Annotated in this window: 10 protein-coding genes, 1 tRNA gene and 1 pseudogene; 3 read left to right on the top strand and 9 right to left on the bottom strand. The window is 64.2% G+C overall.

Features of this window, described 5'->3' with window-relative positions:
• The 4 genes from WA950_RS21370 to tesB all read right to left on the bottom strand — a co-directional run.
• Window positions 1-1026 (bottom strand): DNA translocase FtsK 4TM domain-containing protein (locus tag WA950_RS21370; protein WP_424553747.1); only part of this gene is annotated, 1026 nt, incomplete at its 3' end.
• A gap of 209 nt (window positions 1027-1235) precedes the next feature.
• Complete coding sequence (locus tag WA950_RS21365) at window positions 1236-2597, bottom strand: ammonium transporter (RefSeq protein ID WP_424553746.1); 1362 nt, start codon at window positions 2595-2597, stop codon at window positions 1236-1238.
• 30 nt (window positions 2598-2627) lie between these two features.
• Window positions 2628-2978 carry a P-II family nitrogen regulator gene (locus WA950_RS21360; protein ID WP_424553745.1) on the bottom strand — a complete coding sequence of 117 codons (351 nt, stop codon included), beginning with the start codon at window positions 2976-2978 and terminating at the stop codon, window positions 2628-2630.
• Between the two features lie 216 nt (window positions 2979-3194).
• The gene (gene tesB, locus WA950_RS21355) at window positions 3195-4082 is read right to left on the bottom strand and encodes an acyl-CoA thioesterase II (protein ID WP_424553744.1); all 888 of its coding nucleotides are present in this window, start codon (window positions 4080-4082) and stop codon (window positions 3195-3197) included.
• Between the two features lie 110 nt (window positions 4083-4192).
• Here tesB and WA950_RS21350 point away from each other — a divergent pair, with 110 nt between their 5' ends.
• On the top strand, window positions 4193-5413 hold the full coding sequence (locus WA950_RS21350; protein ID WP_424553756.1) for a ubiquinone biosynthesis hydroxylase: 1221 nt from the start codon (window positions 4193-4195) through the stop codon (window positions 5411-5413).
• Window positions 5414-5505: 92 nt separating this feature from the next.
• Here the strand turns inward: WA950_RS21350 and WA950_RS21345 are convergent, their stop codons facing one another.
• From WA950_RS21345 to WA950_RS21330, 4 genes are all read right to left on the bottom strand, one after another.
• Complete coding sequence (locus WA950_RS21345) at window positions 5506-5694, bottom strand: Trm112 family protein (RefSeq protein ID WP_424553743.1); 189 nt, start codon at window positions 5692-5694, stop codon at window positions 5506-5508.
• A gap of 10 nt (window positions 5695-5704) precedes the next feature.
• The gene (locus WA950_RS21340; protein ID WP_424553742.1) at window positions 5705-6385 is read right to left on the bottom strand and encodes an LON peptidase substrate-binding domain-containing protein; all 681 of its coding nucleotides are present in this window, start codon (window positions 6383-6385) and stop codon (window positions 5705-5707) included.
• Window positions 6386-6506: 121 nt separating this feature from the next.
• Complete coding sequence (gene trxA, locus WA950_RS21335; protein ID WP_424553741.1) at window positions 6507-7469, bottom strand: thioredoxin; 963 nt, start codon at window positions 7467-7469, stop codon at window positions 6507-6509.
• Between the two features lie 58 nt (window positions 7470-7527).
• Window positions 7528-8037 (bottom strand): prolyl-tRNA synthetase associated domain-containing protein, encoded by a 510-nt coding sequence (locus WA950_RS21330; protein ID WP_424553740.1) that lies wholly within the window; start codon window positions 8035-8037, stop codon window positions 7528-7530.
• Between the two features lie 217 nt (window positions 8038-8254).
• Here WA950_RS21330 and WA950_RS21325 point away from each other — a divergent pair.
• Window positions 8255-8329: transfer RNA gene (locus WA950_RS21325), tRNA-Gly, on the top strand.
• A 65-nt stretch (window positions 8330-8394) separates the two neighbouring features.
• On the opposite strand, the pseudogene WA950_RS21320 reads toward WA950_RS21325, so the two are convergent.
• A pseudogene (locus WA950_RS21320) lies at window positions 8395-8475 on the bottom strand (IS5/IS1182 family transposase); the annotation flags it as partial.
• Window positions 8476-8759: 284 nt separating this feature from the next.
• Here WA950_RS21320 and WA950_RS21315 point away from each other — a divergent pair.
• Window positions 8760-11399: an autotransporter outer membrane beta-barrel domain-containing protein gene (locus WA950_RS21315; protein WP_424553755.1), complete on the top strand. Its 2640-nt coding sequence runs from the start codon at window positions 8760-8762 to the stop codon at window positions 11397-11399.
• Window positions 11400-11419 lie beyond the last annotated feature (20 nt).

Here is an 11419-nt window from a genome sequence, read left to right as displayed (position 1 = left end):
GCGCGGGGCCCAGTCGGCGGCGATGTCGTCCGCGTCGTCGTCCGGCAGGATGCCGGTCGGCCGGGCGAGCGGCTCGCCGTCCATGTCGAAGGGCAGGTCGTCGTCAAGCGCGATGGAAGGCGCGGAGACGGCGCGGCGGCCGTCCATGGACGGCTCGACGCGCTCGCTGGCGCGGGTCGGGGTGCGGGCGCGCACCGGCTCGTTCAGCGTGCCGAATTCGTCCTCGTTGAAATCGTAGGGCTGCTCGATGCCGCGCGCCCTGCGGCGCTGGTTCGACAGGCCGAAAATACGGCGCAAGCGGGCATGGCCGGTATACCAGGCATGGGTCATGGCGCCGGCAAACACGGTGAGCGGACCTTCGCGCTCCTCGTCCTCGTCGCTGTCTTCGGCAACGGCACGGGCGCGGCTTGCCGTCGGCACGGGCGCATAGTCTTCCTCGTCGTCGATGGCGATGGTGCCGATCAGGCCGGCGCTGAAGACCATCAGCCAGGCGGCGGGGAGCGCGATGATGGAGCCGAGGATGGTGGCGAACATTCCGGTCGGATAGGCGCCGGTGAAGAGCGCCGGAAAGCGCAGGATCATGTCGCCGAACACGCCGCCAAGGCCGGTCGGCAATGGCCAGGTCACAGGGCCGGGAATGCAGGCGAGCGCGGCGGAGGCGAGGATCGCGCCGCCGAGCCAGGCGGCTGCGCGCTGCGGCACGCGGTTGAAGCGCCGCCCGCTGATCATCGCAATGCCCCAGGCGACCACCGGCAGCAGTGCAATCACGCTGGCAAGGCCGAGGAACTGCATGAAAAGATCGGCGAAGACGGCGCCCGCGTAGCCGAGGATGTTCTTCGGTTCGCCGCTGGAGGCGTAGGAAAGGCTGGGATCGGCGACATTCCAGGTCGAGAGCGCCGCCACGGCGAGCGCGAGGCTGAGGAAGATGCAGAGCCCGATGAGGATCTGTACCTGCCGCCAGACGAATGCCGACAGAACGAAACGGTCGTGACGGTTATCCAGTCCTGCCGAAATGCTTCTGCTCATGATTACAGCCTATCGTCCACTCAAGGAAAATCGCGACGGTCCGCCTGATTCGCGGAATGCGCCTGATTGTGAACCCTACGAAGGAAGCCTTAATGGCGTGTTAACCATGCGTGTCTGCGCCCCGGTTTCTGTGCGGCAGACGAAAAGGGCCCGAACCGCGAAGGTCCGGGCCAAAGGCATCCCAGCTCCCTGGAGACGCCGCAAACGGCTCAGGAATGATAGGCCGCTTCGCCGTGGGACGAGAGGTCGAGACCCTCGCGCTCGGCTTCGACGGTGACGCGCAGGCCGACGATCAGGTCGACTACCTTGTAGAGGATCGCCGAGACGACGCCGCACCAGACGATGGTGATGACGACGGCGGTGAGCTGCGTCATGAACTGCGAGGCGATGGAGAAGTCCGCCGCGCCGGTGCCGCCGAGCGACGGGGCGGTGAGGATGCCGGTGCCGAGCGCGCCGATGAGGCCGCCGACGCCATGGATGCCGAAGACGTCAGCCGTGTCGTCATAGCCGAACCGGTTCTTCACGACGGCGACGAAAAAGTAGCAGACCGGCGAGACGATGAGGCCGAGCACGATGGCGCCGAACGGGCCGACGGAGCCGGCAGCCGGCGTGACCGCGACGAGGCCGGCGATCATGCCGGAAGCCGCGCCCAGCAGCGAGGCCTTGCCGCGGGTGAAGGTTTCGACGAGCGACCAGGCGAGGATGGCGGCCGCCGTGGCGACGAAGGTGTTGACGGTGGCGAGGACCGCGCCGCCCGAGGCTTCGAGGTTGGAGCCGGCATTGAAGCCGAACCAGCCGAACCACAGCATGGCGGCGCCGACGAGGGTGAGCGTCATGGAGTGCGGCGCCATCATGTCCTTGCCGAAGCCGGTGCGCTTGCCGACCATGATCGCGCCGATGAGACCCGCGACGCCGGCATTGATGTGTACGACGGTGCCGCCGGCAAAATCAAGCGCGCCCATGTTGAAGATCAGGCCGTTGCCGTCCCAGACCATGTGGGCGATCGGGAAATAGACGAAGGTTGCCCAGAGGATGGTGAAGAGGAGGACCGCCGAGAACTTGATGCGCTCGGCGAAGGCGCCGACGATGAGAGCGGGCGTAAGAGCGGCGAAGGTCATCTGGAACAGCATGAAGATGTATTCCGGGATGACGACGCCGTCGGTAAAGGTGGCAGCCGTGCTCTCCACCGTCACGCCCGACAGGAACATCTTGGCGAAGCCGCCGAAATAGGGGCTCGTGGAGCCGCCGAAGGCGAAGGAATAGCCGTAGGTGACCCAGATGATCATCATCATGGCGCCGATGACGGTGCACTGCATGAGGACCGAGAGCATGTTCTTGGTGCGCACCAGGCCGCCGTAGAACAGGGCGAGGCCGGGGATCAGCATGAAGAAGACGAGAAGCGTCGCGAGGAACATGAAGGCGGTGTCCGCCTTGTCCGGTACGGGCGCGGCGGCGGCAGCTTCCGTGGCGGCTGGTGCGGTTTCCTGCGCAAAGGCGACGATGGGCGCAAGAAGGGCCGTCGCGGCTGCGGAAAGGCCGCAGAGGGTATGGGAAGGCTTGAATGACGACATGTTGAATAGGCTCCCTGATAGGCCGTTTGCTTAGAGCGCTTCGGAATCGGTTTCGCCGGTGCGGATGCGCATGGCATGGTCGATGGCGTAGACGAAGATCTTGCCGTCACCGATCTGGCCGGTCTTGGCGGCGGTCGCGATCGCTTCGACCGCGGTGTCCACGATGTCGCTTGGCACGGCGATCTCGATCTTCAGTTTCGGCAGGAAGCTGACGGCATATTCGGTGCCGCGGTAGATTTCCGTGTGCCCCTTCTGGCGTCCGTAGCCCTTCACTTCCGTCACGGTCAGGCCCTGGATGCCGACGGCGGTAAGGGCTTCGCGAACCTCATCGAGCTTGAACGGCTTGATAATGGCCATTACGATTTTCATCTGGTTTCCCATCCTTCGTGCTTGTCCCCAGCCGGGGCCATCTCCTTGCCGTTGAGGACGCAATGTCAGCAACGACTGGGAACTACACATTCAAGGGGCGTGCCAGATTCGAGCGCCTTGGCTAAGTTTATGAAATTAAATCGATAAAAATGACGATCATGCTGCGGTGCAAAAAATCGCCATCGCAGATGATTAAAAAAAAGACGCTAATGGGATGGTGGCTAAAATTTAGTCTGTTGCTTTTTTCCGAATCAGCCCTTCCTGGGCGACCGAGGCAATGAGCGTGCCCGAGCGGGTGAAAATCGCGCCACGGGTCATGCCGCGCCCGCCAAAGGCGGAGGGGCTGTCCTGGCTGTAGAGCAGCCAGTCGTCGAGGACGGGCGGCCGGTGGAACCACATGGCATGATCGAGGCTCGCCACCTGCAACGACCGGTCGAGCACGGAGGTGCCGTGCGCAAAGAGCGATGTGTCGAGCAACGTCATGTCGGAGAGATAGGCCAGCACCGCCGCCTGCAGGTGGCGTTCGGCCGGCACCGGCCCGGTGGTGCGCACCCAGATATTCTGGTGCGGCTCCAGTTTCTCCGTCGACAGGTAATGCGTCAGGGAGGTAGGCCGCAATTCGATTGGTCGCGGACGTTCCCAGTAGGCGCGGATATGCGGCGGCGCGGCGGCCATGAACTGCGCCTTCAGGTCCGCCTCGCCGAGCAGCTTTTCCGGCGGCGGCACGTCGGGCATCGCCACCTGATGCTCGAAACCGTCCTCGTCATCCTGGAAGGACACGGTCATGAAATAGATCGGCTTGCCGTGCTGGATGGCGACGACCCTGCGCGTGGCGAAGGAGCCGCCATCGCGGATGTTTTCCACATCGTAGAGGATGGGGACGGACGGATCGCCCGGCCGCACGAAATAGGCGTGCAGCGAATGCACGAAGCGGCCCTCCTCCTCCACCGTCCGTGTCGCGGCGACGAGCGCCTGGCCGATCACCTGCCCGCCGAACACCCGCTGCCAGCCGACCTGCGGGCTCTGGCCGCGGAACAGGCGGGTTTCCAGCCTTTCGAGGTCCAGCGTCTCGAGGAGGATGTTCATGGCGGGGTTCCTGGTGTTCTGGCGCGACATTTGGACGTGGCTCCCAAGCTGGACCCGAGGTAGGAAAGAGGCTTCTCCTCCTCTATATAGAGGGAAAGAAGACCTCAAGCGTCGAGGAGTACGCCATGTCCGAAGCCCCCATTCTCGACGTACTCGTGGCCGGTGGCGGCTATGTCGGCCTGTCGCTGGCAGTCGCCGTCAAGAAGGCCGCGCCGCATCTCGCCGTCGAGGTCGTGGATGGTGCGCCGGAGCATGTCTGGCGGAAGGACGAGCGGGCCTTTGCGCTCGTCGCCTCCGCGCGCAACCTGCTCGACGTGCTCGGCATCTGGGACGAGATCGCACCCGAGGCCGAGCCGATCCGCCGCATGGTCATCACCGATTCGCGCACGGCCGATCCAGTGCGCCCCGTCTTTCTCACCTTCGAGGGCGCCGGTTCCGGCGATGACGGCCAGCCTTTTGCCCATATGATCCCCAACCGAGCGATTACCGGCAGCCTGCTGCGCCAGGCCGAATTCCTCGGCGTCGCCATTCGCTGGTCCACCTCGGCGGACGGGTTTACGGCGGGACAGCATGTGACGACGGTCAACCTCTCCGACGGCACGGAACGGCAGACCCGTCTGCTCGTCGCCTGCGACGGCGTGCGCTCGAAGCTGCGCGACATGGCGGGCATCAAGACGGTTCGCTTCGATTACGGCCAGTCCGGCATCGTCACCACGGTCGAGCATGAGCGCCCGCACGAGGGCACGGCGGAAGAGCACTTTCTGCCTGCCGGTCCGTTTGCCACGCTTCCGCTCACCGGCAACCGCTCCTCGCTCGTCTGGACCGAGCGCACGGAAGACGCCCGCCGCCTCGTGGAGAGCGACGACCTCGTCTTCGAGGAAGAGCTGGAGCGTCGTTTCGGCCACAAGCTGGGCGCCTTGAAGGTCGTCGGCGGCCGCCGCGCCTTCCCGCTCGGCCTGACGCTCGCCCGTGGCTTCGTCGCGCCGCGATTCGCGCTGGCGGGCGACGCCGCGCACGGCATCCATCCGATTTCCGGCCAGGGCCTCAATCTCGGCTTCAAGGACGTGGCGGCGCTGGCCGAAACGATCGTCGAGGCCGATCGCCTCGGCCTCGATATCGGTGCAATGTCGGTGCTTGAGCGCTACGAGAGCTGGCGCCGTTTCGACACCGTTCGCATGGGCATCACCACGGATGTGCTGAATCGCTTGTTCTCCAACGACGTGACGCCGCTGCGCGTGCTGCGCGATGTCGGTCTTGGTGTCGTCGACCGCCTGCCGGGCCTCAAATCCTTCTTCATCCGCCAGGCCGAGGGCACGGCCGGCGGTGGCCATCCCCGCATGCTGGTGGGTCTGCGGATCTGATCTGCGTCTCACGCTTCTGCTGAAGCCGCTCCAAGGGGGGGTATTGCCGCATAATCCGACGCCGAAGCCATGCCGCTTCGGCCGGAAATGCGCTAGTCCTTGATCTCGCGCGCCTCGGAAATGAGCATGATCGGTATGCCGTCGCGGATCGGATAGGCGAGTTTCGCCTTTTCGGAAACGAGTTCGCCGGCCGTGGCGTCGTAGGTCAGGCGTCCCTTGGTCAGCGGGCAGACGAGAAGCTCGAGAAGCTTGGGATCGACCCGGCTTGTGATGGCATCCATCGGTTCCGTCCTATTGCAGCCTCGTGTCGACGTCGCCATAGCTGCGCGCCAGCACGATTTCGGTGATGGCGATCAGCGTTTCGGCGCGCGTCTTGAGGTCCGGCGCTTCCAGCAGCGCCTGCTTTTCCGCCGGCCCGTAGGGCGACATCATCGCCATGGAATTGACGAGCGTCGTGTTGCTTGCGCGCTCCACGCTTTCCCAGTCCGCTTCCAGCTTGTTGGCGTCGAGATAGGCCTTGAAGGCCGCCAGCAGCGCCTCGCGGTCGACGCTCTGGTCGTCGTCGCCTGTCGTGAGGTCTGCGATGAAGGGGGCGATGCGGAAGCTGCGATAGGATCTGCCGCCTCTCATTTCTTCCAGCAGCCGGTAGCGGCACACGCCGGTGAGCGAGACGATATAGCGCCCATCGCCGGTCTCTGCGAAGGAGGTGATGCGGCCGATGCAGCCGACCTGACAGAGCGCGGGCGTTTCCGCTGTCGCATCTTCCGCACGCTCGGCGCCGAACACCGGCTGCACCATGCCGATCAGCCGGTGCGTGGTGAGCGCGTCGTCGAACATGGAAAGATAACGCGGTTCGAAGATGTTGAGCGGCAACTGCCCGCCGGGCAGAAGCAGGGCGCCCGTCAGCGGAAAGACGGGGATCGCCTCGGGCAGGTCTTCCCGTTTCAGATAACGCGCATTTCCCACATGCATGGCATTGCCTTCCATTCCGCGGCGCGGCGAAACGTCTCCCGCTCCCAGACGCGCCTCCCCCGAATGTGGGGTAGGCGCGCGGTTTCTCAAGGGAGGGCGTGGCCTTGCCGGGAAAAAAGCCTCAGGAAAACAGGATCGACGAGAGCTTGCGGCGGGCGGCGATCGTTGCCGGATCCGTAGGCCCCCAAACCTCGAAGAACTGCAACAGTTCGCGGCGCGCGCCGTCGTCCTCGAAGGTGCGGTCGCGCTTCATGATGAGGAGCAGGTGATCGGCCGCCACCTGGCGGTCGCCCTCGACATTGCGGATCTTCGCAAGCTTCAGCCGGGCGGCGTGGTCGTCGGGATCCTGCGCCAGCGCCAGTTCGAGCGCTGCCGGATCGCCGAGCTTGCGGGCCTCCTCGATCTGGTCGAGCTTCTTCAGCACCGCTGCGACGGCGGCGTCGGCGGCGATCTCCGGCGAAACGCCGGAAAGCAGCTGGCGGGCGTTTTCCGGCTGTCCGGCGGTGATCATGCATTCGGCAATGCCGGCCAGCGCCGCCGGGTTTTCCGGATCGGCCTGCAGCAGCGCGCCGTAGAGATCGGCCGCGCCGGCAATGTCACCGGCGTCGAACAGGTTTTTGGCCTCGGCAAGCAGCGCCTCCATCTCGGCCTTCTCGTCCGCGCCCGCGGGGCCGGCGACCTTGTCGATGAACTGGCGAATCTGGCTTTCCGGCACCGCGCCCATGAAGCCGTCCACCGGCCGTCCGCCGGAAAAGGCGACGACGGCGGGAATGGACTGGATGCCGAGCTGGCCGGGAATGGAGGGATGGTCGTCGATGTTGAGCTTGACGAGCTTAACCCGGCCGGCGCTCTCGCCCACCACCTTCTCGATGACCGGCTGAAGCTGCTTGCAGGGGCCGCACCAGGGCGCCCAGAAATCCACGAGAACGGGCTGCTGCTGCGAGGCCTCGATCACGTCGCGTGCAAAATTCGCCGTCGTCGTGTCCTTGATCAGGTCATCCGCCGGTGCCGCGCCGCCATAGCTCGCCGAAACGTTCATCTGCCCGCCATAGGACGATGCATAGGGGTTGTCGCCTGCACTCATGGGTCTCTCCTGTGGCGCATCGCGCCTTCAATATCGTGTCCTGGCCAAAAATCGTATGTCAGGCCGTGACTTTCAAGACAAGCGGCTCATGTCCGGTCGCCTCGATGAAGCGCAGCAGATCCTTCGAGCCGATCGAGGTCGTCGCATCATTGCGCAGCGGATGGCAGTTGATCGTGTCGTAGGCCATCAGGCCCGCATCGACGATGATCTTCACCCTGGCCGCGGTGTCGTTGAACACGCCAAAGGCGGTGACGGCGCCCGGAATGACGCCAAGATATTCCATCAGCTTCTCCGGCTTGCCGAAGGAGACGCGGCTTGAGGCGCCGATCACCGTGTGCACCGTCTTGAGATCCACTGCCGCGTTCTCCTCGACGGTCATCAGGAAGTAGTTATCCTTCTTGTCCTTCACGAAAAGGTTCTTCGTGTGGCCGCCGGGGATTTCGTCGCGCAGTGACACCGATTCTGCGACGGTGAAGACCGGCTCGTGTTCCTTCGTGCTGTGGGCAATGCCGAGCCCGTCGAGAAACTGAAAAAGGTCCTTGTCCGTCTTGGGCTGCGCATCGGTCATTCTGGTCTTCCCGGCGTGAATTGCATCTCACCGCTGATACGGCTTCGACCGGCCGCGCGCAACCGCCCAGAAAACCGGCGCTTTGAAAGCGACCATGATTTTTTCTCAAAAATCCGACATTTCCCTGTTGCATTTGAAAAGGGCTTAGGCCATATACCGCCCGTCGCCGCAACGCAGCGACCTTCGGCCACCAACTACCCCAGGCCGTCGACAATGAGCGGGTGTAGCTCAGGGGTAGAGCACAACCTTGCCAAGGTTGGGGTCGAGCGTTCGAATCGCTTCACCCGCTCCATTCTTCCTAAAGTTGCCAAGCCTCGGTTCGCCGGGGCTTTTGTGCGTTTTGGCACGGCTGAAATCGCGCGAGTAGTGCGTTGCGATGCGTCTCCAATTCTTGAGTTTGCGGAAGCGACGCTCGTCAACGTTTCTGCGTCGATATGCTTTGCTATCCAGGGGGGATGGCTTCTCGAAGCGGACTTCCACGCGATTGCGCCTAGAGCGGATTGGCTCGCGAACCAGCGCTCCCCCTTTCATCGCGGCCTGTTTGCCTGCGAATTTTCGATCGTGTCAGCGGACGCAAATTATCGAACTATTAAGCATAAACTTCCTAACATTGCTTAGTGTTTGAATCATTTCGGTTTTCCATGTTGAAGAATCGCCACCTGCCTGGGACCTCCCAGCTGCCTCACCGCCGCCTGCCTATGGCCGTGGCGCCTTTGGCCTTGATGCTGGCGAGCGTGCCAGTCTCGGCCTCGGCCCAACAGGTAGTCCTGGGTGGCGACGCTGATCCTTCAAGTCCAGCGGGCATCAATAGCGGCGTAGATCTGGAGATCGGCCGCACCGGCATCGGCACCTTGACCATCCAGAACGGCGGAACTCTGACCAACAGGCAGGGCTCCGTCGGCAGCAGCCCAGGCGGCGATGGTGCAGTCATCGTCACCGGGCACGATGGCATGGGCAATGCCTCCACCTGGACCAACGCGCATTCTCTCTATGTCGGCGATGAGGGCACTGGAACGCTCGATGTTCTCGCGGGCGGGCTTGTCAGCAGTGAGAGCGGTTATATTGGTGCCAGCCACAGCGGCGTCGGTGTTGTGACAGTCTCCGGCAATGACGGCTTCGGCAATGCATCGACCTGGACCCAGCAATACGGCCTCCATATTGGCGATGAGGGGCGCGGCACATTGAACGTTACCCATGGCGGCCGGGTCGTGACTGGCGGCAGGATCAACGTAGGCAGTTTCGGGCAGGGCGAAATTCTCGTCTCGGACCGCTCCACCGTGTCGAGCCAGGACGGTATCATTGGCATAGACGCATATGGGGAAGCGCTGCTGACTTCGGGCGCGTCCTGGACGATGGCGGAGCAGTTGACGATTGGCCTTTTCGCCCAGGGCACTCTGCGGATCGAGGCCGGCGCCCATGTCACCAGCAATCAGGGTTATGTCGGCGCCGAAGTGGGTGGCGACGGCACCGTGACGGTGACAGGTGCGGGTTCGAGTTGGGAGATGACCGACTACAACCTCACATTGGGCAATTACGGCATTGGCGCCCTGACCATCGACGATGGCGCACGGGTTTTCGCAAATAGCGGCGTCTATCTCGGCATGTCGGACGTCACGGCAAGCGGCACGCTGAACGTGTTGGGCACCCCAGGTGCTCGCGGGGTTCTGGAAACCAGCGGATTCCGGGGTGGCGTGGGCACGGCGGATGTCACGCTGGATGGCGGCATAGTTCGGGCTATTCGCGACAATGCGACTTTCTTCCGCAACTATGGCGCACAACAGATCACCCTTGGTGCCGCTGGCGGTATCCTCGATACCAACGGCTACAATATCGGCATCGCCCCCGAAATGACGGGTGCGGGCGGACTGACCAAGGAGGGCCTGGGTACGCTGACCTTGAACGGCGTCAACAGCTATACCGGCGGCACGACCGTCGCGTCGGGAGTGCTGGCTGCGGGGGCTGCGAACGTCTTCAGCGCCGGGTCGGCGCATATGGTTCTGGGCGGAGGCACGCTTGCGCTCAACAACTTTGATCAGGTTGTCGCGTCGCTCAACAACGCTGGTCGCATCACATTCGGCAGCGCACCGGGCACGACACTGACCGTCGCGGGCGACTATACCGGCAATGGCGGCGTGCTCGAGATCGCCGCCGAACTCGGCGGCGACAACTCGCCGACGGACCTGCTCGTCATCACCGGCAACAGCATTCTCGGCAGCGGCGCCACGCTGGTCAGCGTCATCAATGTCGGCGGCGCGGGCGGCCTGACCACCGCCGACGGCATCCGCATCATCCAGGTCGATGGCATCTCCGATTCCGGCGCCTTCGCGCTCAACGGCCCGGTGATCGCGGGCGCCTATCGCTACGGCCTGTTCCATAACGACCTGACGGGCACATTGAACGACGGCGACTGGTATCTGCGCTCCGCGGGTCTTGCGCCGAGCGTACCGGTCTACGAGACCTATCCGCAGGTGCTGCTCGGGCTGATCGCCCTGCCAACGCTCCAGCAGCGTGCCGGCGATCGCCACCGGGTCGTCAACGCGGGCGGCGAGGCCCACCGGTCGGCCGTGTGGACACGCTTCGAGGCGGCCCACAGCCGTGTCGAGGCCAGGGCGTCGATTGCCGATGCCGCCTATGACAGCAACACGACGACGTGGCAGGTCGGCGTCGACGGCCAGTTTTCCGACAGCACCGCAGGGATGCTGGTCGGCGGCCTCACGGCGCAGTTTTCCCAAGCCTCGGCCGACATCTACTCCAGCTTCGGCAACGGCTCCAACGCCACAGACAGCTACGGCATCGGCGCCAACCTGACCTGGTATGGCGCAGACGGCCTCTATATCGACGGCCAGGCGCAGGTGGCGACCCTGCGCAGCGACCTGAATGCCCGCATGGTCGGCGCCATCGGCGACGGCCTTCATGGCAGCGGCTATGCGCTGAGCCTTGAGGCCGGCCGCAAGGTCGCGCTCGACAACGACTGGTCGCTGACGCCGCAGGCGCAACTGGCCTATTCGTCGGTCGACTTCGATGCCTTCACCGATGCGTTCGGGGCCGAGGTTGCCCTGCGCAAGGGCGACAGCCTGAAGGGCCGGCTCGGCATGGCGGTGAACTACGACGAGGCGGCAACCGGCAGCCATGTCTACGGCATCGCCAACCTGAGCTACGAGTTCCTCGACGGGACCTCGGTCGCGGTTTCGGACATCGATGCGTCGTTCGAGCAGCAGCGCTTCGGCGGTGAGATCGGCTTCGGTGGCACGTACAAATGGGCCGGTGGCAAATATGCCCTGCACGGCGAAGCGCTGGCCGCTGCCAGCTTCCGGGGTAGCCACAGTTTCAAGGGCACTGTCGGTTTCACCGTGGGATTCTAGAGCAATTCCGGTGAAAACCG

It is taken from the genome of Shinella sp., assembly GCF_049651085.1.
Lineage (GTDB): Bacteria > Pseudomonadota > Alphaproteobacteria > Rhizobiales > Rhizobiaceae > Shinella.
Note: the sequence above shows the minus strand (reverse complement) of the source record. Positions and strands in the feature narration are given on the sequence as shown.

Excerpts from the sequence above, each read along its gene's own strand:
- WA950_RS21330 (WP_424553740.1), bottom strand. The coding sequence starts at position 8,037 with ATGACCGATGCGCAGCCCAAGACGGACAAGGACCTTTTTCAGTTTCTC.
- WA950_RS21340 (WP_424553742.1), bottom strand. The coding sequence starts at position 6,385 with ATGCATGTGGGAAATGCGCGTTATCTGAAACGGGAAGACCTGCCCGAG.
- WA950_RS21365 (WP_424553746.1), bottom strand. The coding sequence starts at position 2,597 with ATGTCGTCATTCAAGCCTTCCCATACCCTCTGCGGCCTTTCCGCAGCC.
- WA950_RS21345 (WP_424553743.1), bottom strand. The coding sequence starts at position 5,694 with ATGGATGCCATCACAAGCCGGGTCGATCCCAAGCTTCTCGAGCTTCTC.
- tesB (WP_424553744.1), bottom strand. The coding sequence starts at position 4,082 with ATGTCGCGCCAGAACACCAGGAACCCCGCCATGAACATCCTCCTCGAG.
- WA950_RS21315 (WP_424553755.1), top strand. The coding sequence starts at position 8,760 with ATGCTGGCGAGCGTGCCAGTCTCGGCCTCGGCCCAACAGGTAGTCCTG.
- trxA (WP_424553741.1), bottom strand. The coding sequence starts at position 7,469 with ATGAGTGCAGGCGACAACCCCTATGCATCGTCCTATGGCGGGCAGATG.
- WA950_RS21360 (WP_424553745.1), bottom strand. The coding sequence starts at position 2,978 with ATGGGAAACCAGATGAAAATCGTAATGGCCATTATCAAGCCGTTCAAG.